Annotated in this window: 16 protein-coding genes and 1 pseudogene; 6 read left to right on the forward strand and 11 right to left on the reverse strand. The window is 70.7% G+C overall.

Features of this window, described 5'->3' with window-relative positions; genetic code table 11:
• The first annotated feature begins 69 nt into the window (after positions 1–69).
• Entirely contained in the window at positions 70–738 is a 669-nt protein-coding gene (locus C7H73_RS03890) for an SDR family oxidoreductase (protein ID WP_106845448.1), read from the forward strand.
• Between the two features lie 41 nt (positions 739–779).
• Positions 780–1,910, forward strand: a complete 1,131-nt coding sequence (locus tag C7H73_RS03895; protein ID WP_106845449.1) for an acyl-CoA dehydrogenase family protein — start codon at positions 780–782, stop codon at positions 1,908–1,910.
• A 15-nt stretch (positions 1,911–1,925) separates the two neighbouring features.
• On the opposite strand, the gene C7H73_RS03900 is transcribed toward C7H73_RS03895, so the two are convergent.
• Positions 1,926–2,402 (reverse strand): DUF421 domain-containing protein, encoded by a 477-nt coding sequence (locus C7H73_RS03900; RefSeq protein WP_106847518.1) that lies wholly within the window; start codon positions 2,400–2,402, stop codon positions 1,926–1,928.
• Positions 2,403–2,542: 140 nt separating this feature from the next.
• On the opposite strand from C7H73_RS03900, the pseudogene C7H73_RS03905 reads away from it, so the two are divergent.
• A pseudogene (locus tag C7H73_RS03905) lies at positions 2,543–2,956 on the forward strand (YchJ family protein); the annotation flags it as partial.
• A 68-nt stretch (positions 2,957–3,024) separates the two neighbouring features.
• Here the strand turns inward: C7H73_RS03905 and C7H73_RS03910 are convergent.
• Entirely contained in the window at positions 3,025–4,569 is a 1,545-nt protein-coding gene (locus C7H73_RS03910) for an ABC transporter substrate-binding protein (RefSeq protein ID WP_106845450.1), read from the reverse strand.
• 87 nt (positions 4,570–4,656) lie between these two features.
• On the opposite strand from C7H73_RS03910, the gene C7H73_RS03915 reads away from it, so the two are divergent.
• Positions 4,657–6,681: a sensor domain-containing diguanylate cyclase gene (locus C7H73_RS03915; RefSeq protein ID WP_106845451.1), complete on the forward strand. Its 2,025-nt coding sequence runs from the start codon at positions 4,657–4,659 to the stop codon at positions 6,679–6,681.
• Between the two features lie 54 nt (positions 6,682–6,735).
• A complete protein-coding gene (locus C7H73_RS03920) occupies positions 6,736–7,401 on the forward strand; it encodes an HAD family hydrolase (protein WP_106847519.1) in 666 nt (221 codons plus the stop codon).
• Between the two features lie 67 nt (positions 7,402–7,468).
• Here C7H73_RS03920 and C7H73_RS03925 read toward each other — a convergent pair whose 3' ends face one another.
• Positions 7,469–8,755: a hydroxymethylglutaryl-CoA reductase, degradative gene (locus C7H73_RS03925; RefSeq protein WP_106845452.1), complete on the reverse strand. Its 1,287-nt coding sequence runs from the start codon at positions 8,753–8,755 to the stop codon at positions 7,469–7,471.
• Positions 8,756–8,837: 82 nt separating this feature from the next.
• Here C7H73_RS03925 and C7H73_RS03930 point away from each other — a divergent pair, with 82 nt between their 5' ends.
• Positions 8,838–10,232: an aminotransferase-like domain-containing protein gene (locus tag C7H73_RS03930; RefSeq protein WP_106845453.1), complete on the forward strand. Its 1,395-nt coding sequence runs from the start codon at positions 8,838–8,840 to the stop codon at positions 10,230–10,232.
• Positions 10,233–10,394: 162 nt separating this feature from the next.
• On the opposite strand, the gene C7H73_RS03935 is transcribed toward C7H73_RS03930, so the two are convergent.
• The 8 genes from C7H73_RS03935 to C7H73_RS03975 all read right to left on the reverse strand — a co-directional run bounded on the left by C7H73_RS03935 (position 10,395) and on the right by C7H73_RS03975 (position 20,637).
• Entirely contained in the window at positions 10,395–12,041 is a 1,647-nt protein-coding gene (locus C7H73_RS03935; RefSeq protein WP_106845454.1) for an AMP-binding protein, read from the reverse strand.
• On the reverse strand, positions 12,035–13,660 hold the full coding sequence (locus C7H73_RS03940; protein WP_106845455.1) for a GMC family oxidoreductase: 1,626 nt from the start codon (positions 13,658–13,660) through the stop codon (positions 12,035–12,037). The genes C7H73_RS03935 and C7H73_RS03940 overlap by 7 nt, the downstream gene beginning before the upstream one ends.
• Before the next feature lie 173 nt (positions 13,661–13,833).
• A complete protein-coding gene (locus C7H73_RS03950) occupies positions 13,834–14,556 on the reverse strand; it encodes an ABC transporter ATP-binding protein (RefSeq protein ID WP_106845456.1) in 723 nt (240 codons plus the stop codon).
• Positions 14,546–16,363, reverse strand: a complete 1,818-nt coding sequence (locus C7H73_RS03955) for a branched-chain amino acid ABC transporter ATP-binding protein/permease (RefSeq protein ID WP_106845457.1) — start codon at positions 16,361–16,363, stop codon at positions 14,546–14,548. The genes C7H73_RS03950 and C7H73_RS03955 overlap by 11 nt, the downstream gene beginning before the upstream one ends.
• On the reverse strand, positions 16,363–17,283 hold the full coding sequence (locus C7H73_RS03960; protein ID WP_106845458.1) for a branched-chain amino acid ABC transporter permease: 921 nt from the start codon (positions 17,281–17,283) through the stop codon (positions 16,363–16,365). Before C7H73_RS03960 ends, C7H73_RS03955 begins: the two co-directional genes overlap by 1 nt.
• 166 nt (positions 17,284–17,449) lie before the next feature.
• A complete protein-coding gene (locus C7H73_RS03965; protein ID WP_106845459.1) occupies positions 17,450–18,646 on the reverse strand; it encodes an ABC transporter substrate-binding protein in 1,197 nt (398 codons plus the stop codon).
• Between the two features lie 174 nt (positions 18,647–18,820).
• A complete protein-coding gene (locus tag C7H73_RS03970; protein WP_106847520.1) occupies positions 18,821–19,492 on the reverse strand; it encodes a glutathione S-transferase family protein in 672 nt (223 codons plus the stop codon).
• Positions 19,493–19,569: 77 nt separating this feature from the next.
• Positions 19,570–20,637, reverse strand: a complete 1,068-nt coding sequence (locus tag C7H73_RS03975; protein WP_106845460.1) for an AraC family transcriptional regulator — start codon at positions 20,635–20,637, stop codon at positions 19,570–19,572.
• Between the last annotated feature and the right edge of the window lie 6 nt (positions 20,638–20,643).

Below are 20,643 nucleotides of genomic sequence, written 5' to 3' on the forward strand. Positions count from 1 at the left end.
CCTGGTTTGATAGCTGCTGGCGCTTGATGGACGGGCGCTGGAGGTCGATTTGACTAAAAACCACCAACCATGCCCATAGCCCTGGTGATCGGCGCCTCGCGCGGCATCGGCCTGGAATTTGTGCGCCAGTACCGCGCGGCCGGCTGGCGCGTGCTGGCCACCGTGCGCGATGCGGCCGGTGCCGAGCGCGTGCAGGCGCTGGGTGCGCAGCCCCTCACGGTGGACGTGGCCAACCCGGCCAGCGTCAGCGCCCTGTCCTGGCAGCTCGACGGCGAGCGCCTGGACGTGGCGCTGTACGTGGCCGGCGTCATGCGCCGCCCGGATGCGCGCACGCCGCCCACGCGCGAGGACTTCGACGCCGTCATGCACGCCAATGTGCTGGGCGCCATGCAAACCCTGCCGCAGGTGGCGCCGCTGGTCGAGGCGGGCGGCGGCGTGTTCGCCTTTTTGTCCTCGTCCATGTCGCAGATCGGCGCGGTGCCTGCCAGCAATGCTTGGGTCTATCGCACCAGCAAGGCCGCGCTGAACATGGCGGTGGCCGCCGCGCAGCACGACTACCCTGGCGCCACGCTCATCGCGCTGGACCCGGGCTGGGTGCAGACCGACATGGGCGGCGAGGCCGCGCCGCTCACCGTGCAGGACAGCGTGCAGGGCATGCGCGCCGTGCTCGCCGGCGTGCAGCCCGAAGACCGCGGCCAGCTGCTGCACCACGACGGCCGGCGCGCCAGCACCTGGTAGCCGGCCGCTTTGCAATCCCACCCACTATAAGGAAACCAGCCATGCTGCTGACCCAGGACCAGGAAATGATCCGCGATGCCATGCGCGATTTCGTGCAGGGGCAGATCGCCCCGCACGCCGCGCAGTGGGACCGCGAGCACACTTTCCCGCGCGAGGTGCATCGCGGGCTGGCGGCACTGGGCGCCTACGGCATTTGCGTACCCGAGGAATATGGCGGCGCCGGGCTGGACTACATCAGCCTGGCGCTGGTGCTGGAGGAAATCGCCGCGGGCGACGGCGGTACCAGCACGGCGATTTCCGTCACCAACTGCCCCGTCAACGCCATCTTGATGCGCTACGGCAGCGAGGCGCAAAAGCGCCAGTGGCTCACGCCCCTGGCGCGCGGCGAGATGCTGGGGGCGTTCTGCCTGACCGAGCCGCACGTGGGCTCGGACGCTTCCGCCCTGCGCACCACCGCCGTGCGCGAGGGGGACGAGTACGTCATCGACGGCGTCAAGCAGTTCATCACCAGCGGCAAGAACGGCCAGGTGGCCATCGTCATCGCCGTGACCGACAAGGCCGCCGGCAAACGCGGCATGAGCGCCTTCCTCGTACCCACCGATGCGGCGGGCTACCACGTCGCCCGGCTGGAAGACAAGCTGGGACAGCACAGCAGCGACACGGCGCAGATCAACCTCGATGGCTGCCGCATCCCGGCCGCCAACCTGATCGGCGCCGAGGGCGAGGGTTACAAGATCGCGCTGGGCGCGCTGGAGGGCGGGCGCATCGGCATCGCCGCGCAAAGCGTGGGCATGGCGCGCGCGGCCTTTGAGTTCGCCTTGCAATACAGCAAGGAGCGCGAGAGCTTCGGCCAGCCCATCTTCAACCACCAGGCGGTGGGCTTTCGCCTGGCCGACTGCGCTACGCAGATCGAGGCCGCGCGCCAGCTGATCTGGCACGCCGCTGCCCTGCGCGACGCGGGCCGGCCGTGCCTGAAGGAAGCGGCCATGGCCAAGCTGTTTGCCAGCGAGATGGCGGAAAGGGTGTGCAGCGCCGCCATCCAGACCCTGGGCGGCTATGGCGTGGTGAACGACTTCCCCGTGGAGCGCATCTACCGCGACGTGCGGGTGTGCCAGATCTACGAGGGCACCAGCGACGTGCAGAAGATCATTATCCAGCGCGCGCTGGCCTGAGGGCGGCCGGCGTCGTCACTCGCTTTCGCGGCGGCGCAGCACCACGGTGATGTTGCCGTTGGCCTCGATGGTGGCGCGCTCCACCTCGCGCAGGTGCAGGCCGCCGCCGGCGCGCAGCGCAGCCATCAGGTCCTCGATGGACAGCAGCTCCTGGCGCATCAGCCGGTCGTTGACCTGGCCGTTGCGCACCAGCACCCGCGGCGAGCCGTCGATCAGCCGCTCCAGCCGCGGAAAGCGGTAGGTCAGGTGCGACAGGGCGGTGTGGCACAGCAGCAGCGTCGCCGCCGAAGCCAGCCCGCCGATCAGCGAGTTGTCGCCCGCGTTCATGGAGTTCTGCACGGCGTTGGACAGGATCAGCAGCAGCACCAGATCGAACGGCGCCAGTTGCCCGGTCTGGCGCCGGCCCGTCACGCGCAAAAACACCAGCAGGAATACATAAACCGCCACCCCGCGCAGGACGAATTCCCACCAGGGCACCTCCATGTCGAACATGGCCACACCTCCCATCACCGCGGGCCCGTGCCCGGGTTTGCGCCAGCTTAAGCAACGCGGCGCCGGCACGTGCGGGACAGGCGGCCGTGCGCCTGCCGGGCAATCTCCCGTGGCGGCGGCGCCGCGCTGACAATGCCGGCATGACCGCCCGCTCTGCACCTGCCGCGCCGCCCGACCTGTTGCCTTGCCCCTGCGGCCGCACGCTGCCCTATGCCGCCTGCTGCGGCCGCTACATCGACCACTGGGAAGGCGCCCCGGCGCCCGACGCCGAAAGCCTGATGCGCTCGCGCTACACCGCCTTCGTGCGCGAGCGGGCCGACTACCTGCTGGCTACCTGGCACGCCTCGCATCGGCCGGCGCAGCTCGATTTCGAGGCCGGCGTGCGCTGGCTGGGGCTGCAGCTGCGCTCCCACCGAGTGCTGGCGCCGCACAGCGCCGAGGTGGAGTTTGTCGCCCGCTCTCGCGCCGGCGGCGGCCCGGCCCACCGGCTGCACGAGCGCAGCCGTTTCGTGCGCGAGGACGACGGGCGCTGGTACTACGTGGACGGTGACGTTTTGGGGGTGAAATCAGGCCCTGGAGCGCGTCAGTCAAGCGCCAGCAGCTATCAATACAGGAGCGACATTCAGCCCCACGACATGGCGCCGATGTCGTGCGCGAAGATGGGGTAGTTCATCCACGCCCCGCGCAGCCCCTTGCGCACCACGGTGACCAGATTGGGCGTGAAGATCCAGGCGTTGGCAGCATCGCGCGCCAAGTGGCGCTGCAGCTGGGCGAACAGCTGCTGGCGCGCGCGCGGGTACTCGGCCAGGGCGTGCTGCTCGGCCAGGGCGCGAAAGGCCGGGCTGTCGTAGCCGAAGTAGTAGCCGGGGTCGGTGTAGATCAGGTAGTCCAGCGGCTCGACGTGGTTGATGAGGGTCAGGTCGAAATCGCCGCGAAACGGTCCGGCCAGCCATTCGTGCCACTGCAGGCGCCGCACCCTGGCCCGTATGCCGACCCGTGCCAGGTACTCAGCCACCACGTCGCCGCCCGTGAGCGCGTAGGGCGCAGGCGGCAGCGCCAGCTCCAGAGACAGCGGCGTGCGCACGCCCGCCTCCTGCAGCAGTGCGCGGGCGCGGGCCGGGTCGTAGGGGTACAGGCTTTGCAGATTCAGGTAGCCCGCGTCGGTGGGCGCGAAGTGGCTGCCGATGGCCCGGCCGTGCCCGTCCAGCGCCTGGCGGATGAAGCCCTCGCGGTCGATGGCATGGGTGATGGCGCGGCGCACGCGCACATCGCCCAGCGGGGCGCGCCGGTGGTTCAGCGCCAGCATGCCCTTGCCGCTGGAGCTGCCGATCAGCACCTGGTAGCGCGTGTCATCGCGAAAGCGCCGCACGCTGCCGGTGGCGAACTGAAAGAACAGGTCCACCTCGCCTGACTCCAGGGCCGCCTCGCGCGCCGCAGGCTCGTGGATGAAGCGAAACACCGCCCCGTCCAGCGGCACCTCGTGCGCCGCGCGGGCGTGGGGAGCGCGCGCCAGCGTGATGCTGTGCCCGCGCTGCCAGTCGCTGACCCGGTAGGGCCCGGTGCCCACTGGCGCGCCTGCCGCTTGGGCGGCGCTGCCCGGGTGCAGCACGCAGGCCGTGGCCTCGCCCAGGCGAAACAGCAGTTGCGCGTCCGGGCGGTGCAGGGTCAGGGCGACGGTGCGCGCATCCGGCGTCTCGATGGTGGCGAGGTTGTCGAACAGCGCGCGGCGCGCCTTGTTGGTGGAGCCGGGCGCCTGCGCCCGCCCGAAGGAAAAGCGCACGGCCGCCGCGTCCAGCGCGCTGCCGTCGTGAAAGCGCACGCCCGGGCGCAGCCGAAAGCTCCACGAGCGCCCGTCGGCGCTGCCCTGCCAGGACTCGGCCAGCAGCGGCGAGACGGCGCCGTTTTCCTCGATGCGGGTCAGCCCTTCCAGCACGTTGTAGTGCGTCACCTCGCCCACCGCGGCCGCGGCTGCCATGGTGGGGTCCAGGCTGTCGGGCTCCAGCGACAGGTTCAGCACCGCCGGGCGCTGCGCGCTGCCGCCCGTCTGGGCCTGCGCGGCCGCCATGGGCGCGGCCCACAGCGCCGCGGTACGCGCCAGGCAGGCACGCCGCGTGAGGGCCGCGGGGGATACTGGTGATTCGGTCGGAGCGGGGGGCAAGGGCCTCATACGGAAAAACCTATGGTAAGCGGCAGGCGGCCGGCGACAATGGTAGCGGCAGCGCTGCCAGCCAGGGCGCCGCCCGTTGCCAGACCCATGAAACACTTTTCACCGCCTGCCAGTTCCGCCCCGCCTTCGCGCGCGTGGTGGCTGCTGCCGCTGCTGGCACTGCTGTGCAGCCTGGCGCTGGGCTGGGGCGTGCGCACGGTCTATCTGGAGCGCGAGCAGCGCTACCGCCACGTCATCGAGGGCAGCCTGGCCGCCATCAACCAGCTGCAGGTGGGCGGCGTGACGGCCTGGCGCCAGCGCCGCATGGGCGAGGCCGCCTCCCTCACGGATGACGGCCTGCTCACCGCCGCCGTCACGCGCTGGCGCCAGGTGCCCAGCAGCGCCAACGCCGCCGTGCTGCGCGAGCGCCTGCGCGGCATGGTCGAGCACCTGGGCTACACCGGCGCCTATCTGGTGGACCCGCAGGGCCGCCTGCTGCTGGGCCCGGACGGCCCCCAGCAAGGCGGGATGCCCGCGCCCGAGCGCGACGCGCTGCACGCGTCGCTGGCGCTGGCCCAGCCGGCGGTCACGGGGCTGCAGCGCGACGCCAGGTTCGCCTTTCCCTACTTCGGACTGCTGGCGCCGCTGTACGACGGCACCCAGCCGCTGGGCGCCGTGTGGCTGGTGGTGGACGCCCGTGCCACGCTGTACCCGCTGCTGGCCACCTGGCCCAACAGCAGCCACACGGCCGAGTCGTTTCTGGTGGAGCGGCAGGGGGATTCCATGCTGTTTCTCAGCCCGCTGCGCCACCGCGGCGACGAGCCGCTGACGCTGCGCATGCCCTGGCGCCCGGGCAGCGGCGAACCCATTGCGCTGGCCGCAGGCGGCTCGCGCGGCACGCTGTACGGGCTCGACTACCGGGGCGAGCAGGTGCTGGCCACGGTCGCCGCCGTGCCCGGCAGCAACTGGCTGCTGATTTCCAAGATCGACGCGGCCGAGGCGTTCACCGAGGCCCAGCGGCGCGAGTGGCTGGCCCTGGGCCTGTTTGCCAGCCTGGCGGCGCTGCTGCTGGGCGGCGTGGTCGTACTGTGGCGCTGGCGCGTATGGCGGCGCGAAAGTGCCCTCAAGGAGCGGCTGGAGCACAACATGCGCTGGCTGGAGACGGCGCAGCGCGCTGCTTCGGTGGGCTACTTTGCTTACAACGGCGAGCAGCGCGTGTTCGTCATGTCGGCCATGGCCAATGCCATCTTCGGGCTGCCCGCGCATGGCCAGATGGCGCTGCGCCAGTGGATTGACATGCTGCATGCCGACGATCGCGAGGAGACGCTGCGCCTGCATGGCGAGGCCATGGCCCAGCACAGCCCGCTGTGCGCCCAGTACCGCATCCTGCGCGCCAGCGACCGCCACCTGCGCTGGGTGGAGGTGCGCGCCGAATATGGCGACCCGCAGGGCGCCGAGCGCTCGCGCATGACGGGCACCATCCAGGACATCACCGAGCGGCGACAGGCTGAAGAGCAGCTTGAGCGCTACCGCGCGGCGCTGGAGGCGCAGATCCGCATCGATCCGCTGACCCAGCTGGCCAACCGCCTGGCGCTGGACGAGCAGGTGGCGTTCGAGTGGGAGCGGGCGCAGCGCTCGGGCACGCCGCTGGCCCTGCTGATGATCGACGTGGACCGCTTCAAGGCCTTCAACGACCACTACGGCCATGTGGCTGGCGACCGCTGCCTGCAAAGCGTGGCGCTGGCGCTGTCCACGGCCACGGGGCGCGCCGGCGACGTGGTGGCCCGCTACGGCGGCGAGGAATTCGCCGTGCTGCTGCCCGGCGCCTCCGAGGAACAGGCCTGGAGCGTGGCCGAGCGCCTGCGCGAGGCCGTGCGCGCCCTGGGCATCGATCATGCGAGGGGCTGCGAGGATTGCATCGTCACCATCAGCATCGGCGCAGCCAGCATCCAGCCGGCTTTGCGCGAGATGACCACCGGCTCGCCGCGCACCGGCGTGGACATGGCCCACGCCCTGTTTCGCCAGGCCGACGCCGCCCTGTACCGCGCCAAGCAATACGGCCGCGACCAGACCATGGTCTATGGCCCGGAATGCGACGTCGCGCTGCACGACGCGCCGGACAGCCTGCTGTAGCAGGCCCGGCGCCCCACTTTTGCGTTCTTTCTCATGACTGACACCACCCTGCGCATGGCGCGCTTTGACGCCGTGCTGTTCGACTGCGATGGCGTGCTGGTGGACAGCGAGCCCCTCACCAACGGCGTGCTGTGCGCCATGCTCAATGAAGCCGGCTGGCCCATCACGCCCGCCGAGTGCATGGCGACCTTCATCGGCAAGACCGTGCGCAGCGAGGCCTCGCGCATCGAGGCGCATACCGGCCGGCCGCTGACAGACGCCTGGATGGCCGAGTTCTATGCGCGGCGCAACGCGCGCCTGGCGGCCGAGCTCACGCCCATCGCCGGCGCGCTGGATGCCGTGCGGGCCGTGCACGCGCGGCTGGCCGGGCGCATCGCCTGCGCCTCCGGCGCCGACCGGCAGAAGGTGGAGATGCAGCTGGCCCAGGTCGGCCTGGCGCCGCTGTTTGCCGGCCGCGTCTTCAGCGGCCACGAGATGCCGGCCACCAAGCCCGCGCCCGACGTGTACCTGGCGGCAGCCGCCGCCGTGGGCGTCGCGCCGGCGCGCTGCCTGGTGGTGGAGGATACGGTCACCGGCGTCACCGCCGGCGTGGCCGCAGGCGCCACCGTGGTCGGCTACAGCCCGTCCGCCATCGGCCACGGCTCGCCCGAGGCGCTGCGCGCGGCCGGAGCGGCGCATGTGATTACCGACATGGCGCAACTGCCCGCGCTGCTGGGCTGAATTGCTCAGTTTTTGATAGCTGCTAGCGCTTGATGGACGGGCGCTGGAGGCCGTTTTCGCCTAAATTTCAAGCGCGCAGCGCAGCCAGCAGCGCCTGCGCCCGGTCGGTGCGCACGTCCTTTTCCTGGGCCATCTGGCGGGCGATGGTGTCGATCTCGGCGCCCACCGCGCCGGCCACGATGGCGATGTTGCGCGCGTGCAGCGCCATGTGGCCGCGCTGGATGCCCTCGGTGGCCAGCGCGCGCAGGGCGGCCAGGTTCTGCGCCAGGCCCACGGCGACGGCCGCCTCGCCCAGCTCCTGCGCCGTCGCCACCCCCATGATCTTGAGCGACAGCTGTGCCAGCGGGTGGGTCTTGGTCGCGCCGCCCACCAGGCCCACGGGCATCGGCATCTCCAGGCTGCCCACCAGCCAGCCGCGCGCGTCCTTCTCCCAACGTGTCAGCGAGCCGTAGTGCCCATTGCGGCAGGCCCAGGCGTGGGCGCCGGCCTCCACCGCGCGCCAGTCGTTGCCGGTGGCCAGGATGAGCGGATCGATGCCGTTCATGACGCCCTTGTTGTGCGTGGCGGCGCGGTAGGGGTCCACGGCGGCGAACTCGTAGGCGTCCAGGATGCGCTCGATCATGTTGCCGCCGTCGTAGTCCGCCGTGGTCAGCACCTCGGGCGACAGCGCCACGCGGGCGCGCGACAGGCGCAGGTCGGCCAGGTTGGACAGGATGCGCAGCCGCACCTGCCCGCCCGTGATGGCCTCGACCAGCGGCGAGACAGATTCGGCCATGGTGTTGACGGTGTTGGCGCCCATGGCGTCGCGCACATCCACGATCAGGTGCATGACCAGCATGGCGCCGCGCCGCGTGTTCTCCAGCACGTGCACCTCAATGTCGCGGCAGCCGCCGCCCAGCCCGATCAGCACCTTGTCGCGCTGGTTGGCCAGGTCGATGATTTCCTGGCGGCGGCGCAGCAGCGACTGGCGCGCGCCGTGGGGGTCGGACAGGCCCAGTACCTGCACCTGCGCGCGCATCAGCGGCGCGGTGCTCGACGTCTCGAAGCCGCCGCACTCGCGGGCCAGCTTGGCCATGAAGGAGGCGGCGGCCACCACGGAGGGCTCCTCCACCGCCATGGGGATGAGCACGTCCTTGCCGTTGATCTGGAAATAGCCGGCCACGCCCAGCGGCAGCTCGAAGGTGCCGACGACGTTCTCGATCATGCCGTCGGCCACGGCGGGGTCCAGCGCGCCGGGGTGGGCGAGCCGCCGGGTATCGTCGTCGCTCAGGTGTGCTGCGGCTGCGAGGTGCGCGAGGCGCTGCGGCACGGTCATGGAGCGGAAGCGGGGCAGGCGGGAGTCAATGCGGGTCATGGTGAATGGAGCTGGGGCGGGTGAAGAAACCGGAGATGACGGCGAGCAGATGCAAGTGCGTGCACAGGTACAGTGCGGGCGCATGAGCGCCCCACCTGCTCCCCTGTTCGTCACGCTGGCAGATTCGCTGGAGCGGCAGATCCGCGACGGCGTGTACCGCAGCGGCGACAAGCTGCCCTCGCTGCGCGAGATCGCGGCGACGCGCGGCTACGGCAAGAACACGGTGGTGTCCGCTTTCGAGCTGCTGGTGGCGCGGGGGCTGGTGGAGCCGCGGCGCGGCTCGGGCTTTTTCGTCAAGGAGGCCGTGCCCGAGGCTGGCGAGAGCGCGGACAACCCCTCGCGGCGCCGGGCCATGGACATCGTCTGGCTCATGCGCATGCAACTGCGCAACGAGCCGGGGCAACTGGCCGTGGGCGACGCGTTCCCGCCGTCCGAATGGCTGGCCGGCGCGCGGCTGGACCGCTCGCACCACAAGGTGGCCCGAGGCGGGCTGGGCGCGCTGTTTCGCTACGGCGACCGGCTGGGCTATGCCCCGCTGCGACACCGCCTGGTGCGGCGCCTGGCGGACGTGGGCATAGCCGCCCACCCCCAGCAGATCGTGCTGACCCACGGCGCCAACGAGGCCATGGACCTGATCGTGCGCTACTTCGTGCCGCCTGGCGGCGTGGTGCTGATCGACGACCCGGGCTACTACCCGCTGCTGGGCAAGCTGCACCTGGCCGGCGCCCGCATCGTGGGCGTGCCCCGCTTGGCGGACGGCCCCGATCTGCAGGCCCTGGAACAGGCGCTCAAGGCCGAGCGCCCACGCCTGTTCTTCACCCAGTCGCTGGCCCACAACCCCACGGGCTCGGACCTGTCGGCGCCCAAGGCCCAGGCCGTGCTGCGCCTGGCGGAGCAGCACAACCTGCTGCTGGTCGAAAACGATGCGCTCAGCGACTTCCGCCCCGCCACGGCGGCGCGGCTGTCGGCGCTGGACGGGCTGGAGCGCACGCTGTACCTGGGCAGCTTTTCCAAGTCGCTGTCGGCCGCGCTGCGCGTGGGCTTCGTCGCCTGCAGCGCGGACCTGGCGCAGGACCTGGCCGACCTGAAGATCCTCACCGTCGTCAGCAGCTCGGAATATGCCGAGCGCGCCGTCGAGACGCTGCTGGCCGAGCGGCGCCACGCCAGGCACCTGGAGCAGCTGCGCGCCCAGCTGGCCGAGGCCACGCAGAGCGCCTACGCGCTGCTCGACCGCATGGGGGCCGAGGTCTTCGTGCGCCCCGCGCACTCGCTGTTCATCTGGGCGCGCTGGCCCGGCTTCGACGACGCCCAGGCGCTGGCCCAGTCCATGCTGGACCTGGACATCGTGATGGCGCCCGGCAACATCTTCAGCGTGGACAGCACGCGCATCAGCCCCTGGTCGCGCTGCAACCCGCACGCGGTGCAGGACCCACGCTTCGCGCGCGCGCTGGAGCGGTTGGGTGGGACACCCCCCTGAGACGCTTCGCGTCTTCCCCCCGCTCTCGCATTGCTGCGCAGTGCGGGCAGGGGGACGCAGCCGGCGCGGCGGGGCGGCCCCTGCGCGGCTGCCTGGCCTGGGCCGCGCCGGTTTCATGCGGCGTGGGCGATACGCCGCCCAATGGACGATTGACACGGCGTTTCAGCCTTGCGCCTTCTGGCGTTTTTTCCATGCGCGCAGGTCATGCATGCCCGGCAGGCTGCGCGGATCGACCCCGGCACCGAAGATGCTGTGCTTCTGGATCTTCTGCGTGCCGGTGGTCGGGATCTGCTCGCTGAACCACACCCAGCCCGGCGTCTTGAAGTAGGCCAGGCCTGCCTCGCAGTGCGCGAACAGCGAGCGCAGCAGGGCCTCCTGGCCCTGTGCTTCGCGCGCCCGGGGCTTGAGCACGATGCAGGCCAGCACTTCCTCTTCGCGGATGTCGTCGGGCACGGCTATGACGGCGGCCAGCTCCACGTCGGGGTGCGTCAGCAGCCAGGCCTCGACCTCGGCGGCCGCGATGTTCTCGCCCGAGCGGCGGATGATGTTCTTGCGCCGCTCCACGAAGTGCAGCATGCCCGTGGCATCGCGCGTGACCACGTCGCCAGTGTGGAACCAGCCGCCGCGCCACGCGGCCTCGGTGGCGGCCTCGTCGCCCAGGTAGCCCGAGAAGAAATCCTTGCGCGGCGTGGCGGCCGAGTGGCGTATCAGCATCTCGCCGGGCGTGCCATCGGGCACGTCCGCTCCCGCATCGTCCGCTATGCGCACCTCGATGCCCGGTGTGCAGCGGCCGAAGGCGCGCGTGCCCAGCTGGCGCGGCGGGTGGCAGTCCACCAGGATGCGCACGTTCTCCGTCATGCCCCAGAGTTCCAGCAGCGGAAAGCCGAAGCGCTCCTCGAAGGCGGCGTGCAGCTGCGGCTCCACGCCGGCGCCCATGCCGAAGCGCACGCCATGTTGACGGTCGGCGGGCGAGGGAGGCTGCACGCAGAGCATCTGCACGATCACGCCCAGGTAGTGGACGACGGTCGCCTGCGTCTCGCGAATCTCCTGCCACCAGCGCGAGGGCTGGAAGCGGTCGGTCTGGACCTGGCAGCTGCCGGTGAGCAGGGCCGCGTAGAACGACAGGATGGAGGCGTTGACGTGGAACAGCGGCAGCGGGTTGTAGATGCGCTCGCCCTCGGGCCGGAAATCGACGAGCCCGCCGCGTGTGGCGTAGTAGGCGCCTGCGGCCAGCTCGTAGCGGTGCGAGAGCACGCAGCCCTTGGGGCGGCCCGTGGTGCCCGAGGTGTAGAGGATGCTGGCGGGCGTGTCGGCCTCCGGTGTCCAGTGCGTCGCCGGTGTGGGCGCGGAGGGCAGGGCGGCGCCGAACTGCTCCAAGAGCACGGCGGGCGGCTGCCACGTGGCCTCGCGTGCGCCGGCCTGCCAGTCGGCCTGGCGCGACTGCAGCACCACGGCCAGGTCCACGTGCGCATGGTCGATCAGGTAGGCCAGCTCGCGCGGGCGGTAGTCGGGGTTGACGGGCACGCAGCAGATGCCCAGCGCATTCATGGCCAGCTTGTGCAGCATGTGCTCCAGCCGGTTCTCCAGCAGCAGCGCGATGCGGTGGCCCTGGCCATATCCCGCCTGGCGGTAGAGGGCCATCAGCTTCTGTACCGCGTCGGCCGCTTGCGCATAGGTGATGGTGCGGCCCTCGGGGTCGTAGGCGCGCGCGGGGTTGGGCGGGGCCACCAGCAGAGGGCGGCCTGCGAACGCGGCGGCGGCCTCTTGCAGCACGCCGCCGATGGTGGCGCTTTCGTGCGGAGTCAGCATGGGTTCTTTCCCAGAATGAGATCGGCCGCCTTCTCGCCGATCATCATCGAGGCGGCGCAGATGTTGGCCGAAGGAATGGCCGGCATGACCGACGAGTCGGCCACGCGCAGGCCCTGCAGGCCGTGCACGCGCAGTTGCGCATCGACCACGGCGCCCGCGTCGTCGGCGGGCCCCATGCGTGCCGTGCCGCACAGGTGGTACGACGACACGCCGTAGCGGCGGATGTAGGCCAGGATGTCTTCGTCGCTCTGGGCAGCGGCGCCCGGCATGGCCTCGGCTTCGAAGAAAGGTGCGAGGGCCCGGGTGCGCAGCAGCCCGCGCGCCAGGCGCACGCCGGCCGTGAGCACGCGCACGTCGTCTTCGTGCGACAGGTAGTTGGGACGAATCAGCGGGTCGGCCCACGGGTCGCTGGACCGCAGCCGCACCTCGCCCTCGCTGCGCGGGCGGTGCGCCCAGACGCCGCAGGTCATGCCGGGGTAAGTGTCGAGCTGGCCGACATAGCCCTCGCGGTAGCTGGCCGGGGTGAACACGCCCTGCAGGTCGGGCCGCACGCCGTCGCTCAAGCCCGAATGCCAGAAGAAATGCACCAGCGAAGGGCTCAACGCCAGGATGTTGGGCTTGCCCGCAAGCCAGCGCGCCGCCTGCCCCCACAGGCGCGGCACGCGCGCCAGTTCATTGATAGTCGCCGCGCTGCCGCGCCGCACATGGCCGACCACGCGCACCGAGAAGTGGTCTTTCAAATGCGCCCCCACGCCTGGGAGGGACCGCAGCACGGGCAGGCCCAGCGCCTGCAGCTGTTCGGCCGGGCCCAGCCCTGAGAGCTGCAGCAGCCGGGGCGTGTTGAGCGCACCGGCGCACACCACCACCTCGCGCCGTGCGCCGACCGCTGTGGCCTGTCCCTGCGGGCCGCCGCGCGCGTATTCCACGCCCACGGCGCGCGCACTCTGAAGCACGATGCGCGTGGCCTGCGCATGGGTGCGCACCGTGAGGTTGCGCGGCGGTTGGCGCAGGTAGCCGCGCGCCGTGCTCTGGCGCCAGCCGCGGTGGATGGTGCGCTGGAAGTAGCCCACGCCGGCTTGGGCTTCGCCGTTGTAGTCGGGGTTGCGCGGCAGGCCCTGCTCCAGGGCGCCCGCGATGAAGGCCTCGCAGATCGGGTGCGTCCAGTCGATGGGCGTGACCGGCACGCGGCCTGCCATGCCGCGCCGTGCGCTACCGGCTGGGCCCAGCCAGCGCTCGTTGCGCTGGAAGTAGGGCAGCACCTCGGCGAACGACCAGCCGGGGTTGCCCAGTGCGGCCCAGCCGTCGTAGTCCTCGGCCTGGCCGCGGTTGTAGATCAGGCCGTTGATTGCGCTCGACCCGCCCAGCGTCTTGCCCTGCGGTAGCGGAATGCGCCGCTCCAGCGTGCGGGCATCGGGCTCGGAGCCGTACGTCCAGGTGTACTTTGGATCGAACAGCATCTTGATGAAGCCGGCCGGCAGGTGCAGGTAGGGGTGGCGGTCGGGTGGCCCGGCCTCGAGCAGGCAGACGCTGACGGTCGGGTCTGCCTCAGCCAGCCGCCGCGCCACGATGGCGCCGGCCGCGCCCGCGCCGACCACCACGTAGTCGAAGCTTTCCTGCACCTCAGTGCTCCCCGATGCTGCGCATCGTCCGCGGCCGATAAAACTGGCACGCGCGAGGCCAAGGCAGCCGAGCAAGGGCCGCCCCGCAGCGAGGGCTGCGTCCGCTCTCCCGCAGCGCGCAGCGATGCGAGAGAGGGGGGAAGGCGCGAAGCGACTCGGGGGGGTGTTGCATGTCAATGCCCTCCGAGGTAGGCGGCGCGCACCTTGGGGTCGCGGCGCAGCTCGCGGCCCGGGCCTTCCAGCGTGATGCGGCCGGTTTCCAGCACGTAGCCGCGGTCGGCCACGGCCAGGGCCTGGTTGGCCATCTGCTCGACCAGCAAGATGGTCACGCCCAGCGTGCGCAGGCTGCGGATGGTGTCGAAAATTTCCCGGACGATCAGCGGGGCCAGGCCCAGCGAGGGTTCGTCCAGCAGCAGCAGCTTCGGGCGCGCCATGAGCGCGCGGGCGATGGCCAGCATCTGCTGCTCACCGCCGGACATGGTGCCGGCCATCTGCTGCTGGCGCTCGCCCAGGCGCGGAAAGCGCTCGAACTGGGCCTGGATGTCGGCCTCGATCTCTGCCGCGCTGGCGCGGCGGTGGTAGGCGCCCAGCACCAGGTTGTCGCGCACGGTCTGGTCGGCAAAGACCTGCCGGCCCTCGGGCGACTGGGCGATGCCCAGGGCCACGCGCCGGTGGCCGTGGATGGCCGCCAGGTCCTGCCCCTGGAACAGCACGCGCCCGGCCTTCGCGGGCTCCAGGCCCGATATGCAGCGCATCAGCGTGCTCTTGCCGGCCCCGTTGCCGCCGATGATGGTGACCACCTCGCCTGCCTGTACGTGCAGCGAGACGCCCTTGAGCGCCTGCACGGCGCCGTAATGCACGTGCAGGTCGTCGATGCACAGCAGTTCATCGGACATGGGCACCGCCTTCCTGTTCCTCGTCTTCTTCTTCTTCGTCGTCGGCCGTGCCCAGGTAGGCCGCGATCACGCGCGGGTCGCTCTGCACCTGTGCGGGCGCGCCCTCGGCGATCTTCTGGCCATAGTCCAGCACGATCACGTGGTCGGACACGGCCATCACCAGGTCCATGTGGTGCTCGATCAGCAGCACGGTGACGCCCAGGTCGCGGATGCGCAGGATGACCTGCGCCAGCTCCTGCGTCTCCTGCGGGTTCAGGCCGGCGGCGGGCTCATCGAGCAGCAGCAGGCGCGGGTGCGTGGCCAGCGCCCGCGCCAGCTCCAGGCGGCGCTGCACGCCGTAGGGCAGGCTGCCGGCGATCTCCTGCGCCTTGTCCTTCAGGCCCAGGGCGTCCAGGATCTGCAGGGCCTCGTCGCGCGCGGCGCGCTCGGACGCGCCGCCGCGGCCCAGCAGGCTGCCAAAGAGGCCCGTGGGGATGTGCGCGTGCAGGCCCAGCTTGACGTTGTCCAGCACCGACATGCCGGCGAACAGCTTGAGGTTCTGGAAGGTGCGCCCCAAGCCGGCGCGGGCGATGCGCCAGGGCGCCAGCCCCGTCACGTCGCGCCCGTCGAAGCGGATGCTGCCGCGGTCCGGCGGCACGATTCCCGAGAGGATGTTGAGCAGCGTGGTCTTGCCCGCGCCGTTGGGCCCGATCAGCGAATGCACGTGGCCGGCGCGGATGTCGATGTCCACCTCGTTGGTGGGCACCACGCCGCCGTAGGCCTTGTACAGGCCCTGGGCCTGCAGCAGCATCTGGTCGGCGCCGGCCGCGCCGCGCGGGCGCCAGGGTGCGAGCTGCGCAGGCAGGCCTTCAGCGGGCAGCAGTCCGGGCGACCAGCGCCGCGCCATCTTCTTCACGAAGCCGGCCAGCCCGTCGGGCATGGCGTAGAGCGCGAACAGCAGCAGCGCCCCATAGGTGAAGTGCTGCACGCCCGGCCAGCGCGAGAGGACGGCGTCCAGCAGCGTCAGCACCACTGCGCCCAGCAGCGGCCCGTAGATCGAGGGCCCGCCGAACAGCACCATCAGCAGGATGAAGATTGACAGGTTGAACGTGATGAAGTCGGAGTTGATGTACTGGTTTTGCTGCGCGATCAGCGCGCCGGCCAGCCCGCAGGTCACGGCGCTGATCACGAAGGCCAGCACCTTGAAGCGGTAGACGCTGATGCCCACGCTCTCGGCCGCCACCTCGGCCGTGTTCACGGCCATGAAGGCGCGTCCGAACCGCCCGCGCAGCAGCAGGCGCAGCATGACGTGTAGCGCCACGGCCAGCAGCAGCACGAACCACACCCAGTGCCTGGAGCTGAACATGGTGCCGCCCAGCGACAGCGGCAGCACGCCGTAGATGCCCTGCTGGCCGGCGAACACGTCCTGCCACTCGGAGACGATCTTCTCCACCACGATGCCGAAGCCGATGGTGACCATGGCCAGCGCCGGGCCCTTGACGCGCAGCGCCGGCAGCGCGATGACAACGCCGAAGATGCCGGCCATGACCCCGGCGGCCACGAAGGCCGGCCAAGGGTTCCAGCCCCAGCGCGCGGTGAGCAGCGCCACGGTGTAGGCGCCCACGGCGAACAGGCCGGCATGGCCCAGCGATTTCTGGCCCGTGTAGCCCACCAGCACGTTCATGCCTGCGGCGGCGATGTAGTTCACGCCGATCAGGAACAGCACACGCAGGTAGAAGTCGTTGTCGGTCAGCAGCGGCACCGCCGCCGCCAGCGCGGCAAGGGCGATGAGCCACAGGGTGTGCTGCTGTTTGTGCGCGCCGCCCATCACACCTTCTCCTCGATGCGCTGGCCCAGCAGCCCCTGCGGGCGCACCACCAGCACGATGATGATGAGGATGAAGATGCTGATCTCGCGCAGCTCGGCATGCCACAGGCCCACCAGGGCCTCGATCACGCCCAGCAGCACGCCGCCCAGCATGCAGCCGCGCGGGCTGGTCAGCCCGCCGACGATGGCCGACGAAAAAGCCTTGAGCGCCAGCGTGAGGCCCATGAACACCGAGGCGGTGGTGATGGGCGCGATCAGCAGCCCGGCCAGCCCTGCCAGGCTGGAGCTGATGACGAAGGCCAGCACCACGATGGCGCCGACGTTGATGCCCATCAGCGTGGCGGCGCTGCCGCTTTGCGCCACGGCGCGCACGGCCTTGCCGATGCGCGTGGCGCGCATGACCCAGTCCAGTGTGAACAGCACGGCCACGCTGGCCACCAGCACCAGCACCTCCTGCGGCAGCACGCCGGCGCCGCCGATGCGGATCACCTCGTTGCCCAGCGGCGAGGGCATGACCAGCGGCGAGGGCCCCCAGATGGCCAGCGCCGTGTTCTGGATGATGATGCCGAAGCCGATGGTGCTCATCACCCAGGCCATGCCGCCCTGGCCCACGAAGGGCCGCACGGCCGTGTAGTACAGCAGCACGCCCAGCAGCGCCAGCACGGCCATGGAGCCGACCAGGCTGAGCAGGTAGCGCGTCAGCGTCACCTCTTCGGGCAGCAGCGCGTCGGTCATCTGCTTGCCGGCCAGGAGCAGCAGCACCGAGACCGCGACGAAGGCGCCGGCCACCAGGAACTCGCCCTGGCCGAAGTTCAGCGTCTTGGTGGTGTTGAAGGTGATGTTGAAGCCCACGGCCACGAGCGCGTAGATGCTGCCCAGGGCCAGGCCGCTGAAGATCGCCTGGAGTATCGATTCGGCCATGCGCCGCCCTCCGCTAACACTGAGGCTGGAGATATCAAAAAAGTGAGCTGCCGGCGCTTGTCCAGCAATGGTTTCAGATGGTTTTCATGCTGAAACCCTTGCCAGTCAAGCGCTGGCAGCTCCTGTTTTTAAGAGGCCGGCAGCCCAAGACTGCCGGCCCCGGCGATCACTGCTTGAGATCGGCGGGCGTGAGGGACTTGTAGACCGGGTCCTCGAAGCGCTGCACCTCGGTGCCGTTCTTCCAGCGTGCCAGGTAGAAGTCGCCCACGTGCAGGCCCTCGTGCATGGTCTTGCTGAAGGGCTTGTCATAGGTCTTGATGACGCCCTGCACGCCGCTGACGTTTTCCAGCGCGGCGGCGACCTTCTCGCCGTCGGTGCTGTTCGCCTGCTTCATCGCGGCGGCCAGCAGCATCACCGAGTCATAGGCCTGCGCGGCGCAGGGGAAGCAGGTCAGCGCCGGGAAGTTCTTGCGCACGCGCTCGCCCAGTGACTTGGTCTTGTCGGAGGTGTCCTCTGTGGTGGAGGCGGCCATGATCAGGTGCTCGGACAGCTTCGGCCCCGCCATCTTTGGAAACAGCGAGCTCAGGTTGCCCCAGGTGCCCAGCGTGGTGGGCATGTAGTTGATCTTCTCCATGCTGCGCACCACCTGCGCCGCGCCGTCGGCGATGCCGTAGATGATCACGGTGTCGGCGCCCGCCGCCTTGATCTTGTTGAGCTGCGAGGTCATGTCCGAGTCCTTGGGCCCGTACTTCTCGACGGCCACGGGCTTCACGCCATGCAGCGCCAGCACCTCGGTCGCGTCCTTGATGCCGCCCTGGCCGTAGCCGGTGGAGTCTGCGAGCACGGCAATCTTCTTGTCCTTGGACGCCTTGACGGCGTAGGCGGCCAGCAGCGAGACCTGCTCGCGGTCCACCATCGACACGCGGAACAGATAGTTCTGCGGCTCCTTGGCATAGCGGGTGGTGATCTCGGTAGCCGTGCCGATGGGCACCACCACGGGAATCTTCTTTTGCTGCGGAATGTGCAGCCAGGCCAGCGCGTTGCCCGAGTTGGCCGGGCCCACCAGAGCCTGCACCTTCTCGCTGTCGAGCAGCTCCTGCACCGTCTGGATGGCTTTGGGTGGCGTGCCCTGGTCGTCGCGGATCACGCCGACCACCTTCTTGCCCAGGATGCCCCCGGCCTTGTTGACGTCCTCGATGGCGGCCTCGAAGCCCCAGCGCCCGGCAATGCCCAGCTCGGCCACGCCGCTGCCGGACTGGTCCGCGGTGTAGCCGATCTTGATGTCCTGCGCCTGGGCGGTGAAGGCGCATGCCACCGTGAGAGCCGTGGCTGCGGCCTTGGCGATCTGGCGAATTCCTGTCATGGCTTGTCTCCTGTTGTCGCCAGCCGTTGCTGGCAGTGCGGACCTGCTGATCCATCTGTGTCCGCCGCTGGCCGCGCCCAAGGGCGCGGACGGCATGCGAAAGCCCACTGTAAGCCGGCTGTACCTGCTGCGATAGGTACAGTTGGCGCCAACAGCTGGCACCGGCACGCCCGCTCAGGCCGGCCGCAGGTCGGGCGAAGGCGTGGGGTCCACGCCCTGCTCCAGCGCGGCGCGGTGCTGTGCCTGCAACGCGCGCTGGAACGCCGGGCGCGCCTGCAGCCTTTGCCAGTAGTGCGCGACAGCGGACGGAAACTGCCCGTCCAGGCCCAGGTGCTGCGCCAGCTGCAGCGCATACGCCACGGCCACGTCGGCCGCGGTGAAGCGGCCGGCGCACAGGAATTCGCCGTGCTGCACGGCCGCGTCCACGGCGCGCAGCCGCGCCAGGAACCAGCGCGCATAGTCCTGCGCCACCTGGGGCTGGCGCCGCTCTTGGGGCTCGAAGTGGGTGTAGCGCAGCACCAGGGTCTGCGGGAAGGTGAGCGTGGCGTCGCTCATGTACAGCCAGTTCAGGTAGCTGCCGTAGGCCGGATCATGGGCGGCCACGTCCAGCTGCCCCGCGCCGTGGCGCGCCGCGAGGTACTGGCACATGGCGGCCGACTCGGTCATGCGCGTGGCGCCGTCCTCCAGCAGCGGCACGGTGCCCAGCGGGTTGTCATCCAGAAACGGGCGGGCATGCACGCGCGGCGGAAAGGGCAGCACGCGCAGGCGGTAGGGCAGGCCCAGCTCCTCCAGCATCCACAGGGGGCGGAAGGAGCGGGCGCTGACGCAGTGGTGTAGAACGATCATGGCGGGCGCATCGTGGCCGCCGCGCAAGGCACCTGTCAAGCTACCGGAAGGCGCACGGCCCGCGTGCGCGCAGTGCCTCAGCCGGCGGGCCTGCTGCGCTGGCGAAACTCGGCGGGCGACTGCCCCGTCCAGCCCTTGAACGCCCGGATGAAGCTCTTTTCGCTGGCAAAACCCGCTGCCTGCGCCACCTGCTTGATGGGGCGGTCGCTGCGGTGCAGCAGCTCGGTGGCGCGCGCGCGGCGCACCTCGTCCTTGAGCTGCTGCAGCGTCGCGCCCTCGGCGGCCAGCTGGCGGTGCAGGGTGCGTGGCGACAGGTGCAGCTGCTGCGCCACGGTCTGCGCGCTGTGCGCGGCCTGGGGCGCGGCGGCCAGCAGCTGGCGCACGCGCTGCACCAGCAGGCGGTGGCGCCGGTACTGGCGCACGGTGAGAGGCAGGGCGTGCTGCAGCAGGGCGTCCATGGCCGCTTCGCCGCGCACCAGCGGCAGCTGCAGGTGGCGCGCGTCAAATTGCAGCGCGGCGCGCTCGGCGCCGAACTGTGTCGGCCCGGTGAACAGCACGCGGTAGGCCCCCGCATGCGCCGGCGCGGCAAACGGGAACTGCGCGCCCAGCACCGGCAGGCGCGCGTCGATGAACCAGCTGGCCAGCCCCAGCACATTGCGCAGCACCGACACCAGGCAGAACTCGCGCAGCGGCCCCAGGTCCAGCTGCTCGTCGATGGCCAGCTCGGCGCGGGCCCCATCGCTCGACAGGCGCAGGGCGATGGACTGCGTCAGCAGGCCGTGGTGGCGGCACCAGCGCGCCAGCGCCAGGCCCAGCGTCGGCGCCGAAAGCGAGGCGCGCGCCAGCAGGCCGTAGCTGCCCCAGGGCAGGCGCCGCTCGAACCAGCCCAGCGCCTCGTCGTCCAGCTCGCGCATGGCGGCGCCGCACAGCGCCTCCATCTGCCAGGCGGTGATGCGGGCAGCGTCGTCGGCCACCTGTTCTGGCGCGATTTGTGCCTGCGCCAGGGCGCCGGCAGGGTCCATGCCACGCCGCGCGTAGGCCAGTGCGACAGCCTGCACGAAGGCCATGGGCGTGGCCGCCACAGCGCCCTGGCGGGCCGAACGGCGGGGTGAGGGCCGGGAGGAGGGCAGCGACGGCGTGTACATGGCGTG

The organism is Pulveribacter suum (assembly GCF_003013695.1).
Lineage (GTDB): Bacteria > Pseudomonadota > Gammaproteobacteria > Burkholderiales > Burkholderiaceae_C > Melaminivora > Melaminivora suum.

Bases quoted from the DNA above. Each gene is read 5' to 3' on its own strand.
- C7H73_RS03930 (WP_106845453.1), top strand. From the start codon at position 8,838: ATGAGCGCCCCACCTGCTCCCCTGTTCGTCACGCTGGCAGATTCGCTG.
- C7H73_RS03975 (WP_106845460.1), bottom strand. From the start codon at position 20,637: ATGTACACGCCGTCGCTGCCCTCCTCCCGGCCCTCACCCCGCCGTTCG.
- C7H73_RS03915 (WP_106845451.1), top strand. From the start codon at position 4,657: ATGAAACACTTTTCACCGCCTGCCAGTTCCGCCCCGCCTTCGCGCGCG.
- C7H73_RS03960 (WP_106845458.1), bottom strand. From the start codon at position 17,283: ATGGCCGAATCGATACTCCAGGCGATCTTCAGCGGCCTGGCCCTGGGC.
- C7H73_RS03890 (WP_106845448.1), top strand. From the start codon at position 70: ATGCCCATAGCCCTGGTGATCGGCGCCTCGCGCGGCATCGGCCTGGAA.
- C7H73_RS03970 (WP_106847520.1), bottom strand. From the start codon at position 19,492: ATGATCGTTCTACACCACTGCGTCAGCGCCCGCTCCTTCCGCCCCCTG.
- C7H73_RS03935 (WP_106845454.1), bottom strand. From the start codon at position 12,041: ATGCTGACTCCGCACGAAAGCGCCACCATCGGCGGCGTGCTGCAAGAG.
- C7H73_RS03925 (WP_106845452.1), bottom strand. From the start codon at position 8,755: ATGACCCGCATTGACTCCCGCCTGCCCCGCTTCCGCTCCATGACCGTG.
- C7H73_RS03920 (WP_106847519.1), top strand. From the start codon at position 6,736: ATGGCGCGCTTTGACGCCGTGCTGTTCGACTGCGATGGCGTGCTGGTG.
- C7H73_RS03955 (WP_106845457.1), bottom strand. From the start codon at position 16,363: ATGGGCGGCGCGCACAAACAGCAGCACACCCTGTGGCTCATCGCCCTT.
- C7H73_RS03950 (WP_106845456.1), bottom strand. From the start codon at position 14,556: ATGTCCGATGAACTGCTGTGCATCGACGACCTGCACGTGCATTACGGC.
- C7H73_RS03895 (WP_106845449.1), top strand. From the start codon at position 780: ATGCTGCTGACCCAGGACCAGGAAATGATCCGCGATGCCATGCGCGAT.
- C7H73_RS03965 (WP_106845459.1), bottom strand. From the start codon at position 18,646: ATGACAGGAATTCGCCAGATCGCCAAGGCCGCAGCCACGGCTCTCACG.
- C7H73_RS03900 (WP_106847518.1), bottom strand. From the start codon at position 2,402: ATGTTCGACATGGAGGTGCCCTGGTGGGAATTCGTCCTGCGCGGGGTG.
- C7H73_RS03910 (WP_106845450.1), bottom strand. From the start codon at position 4,569: ATGAGGCCCTTGCCCCCCGCTCCGACCGAATCACCAGTATCCCCCGCG.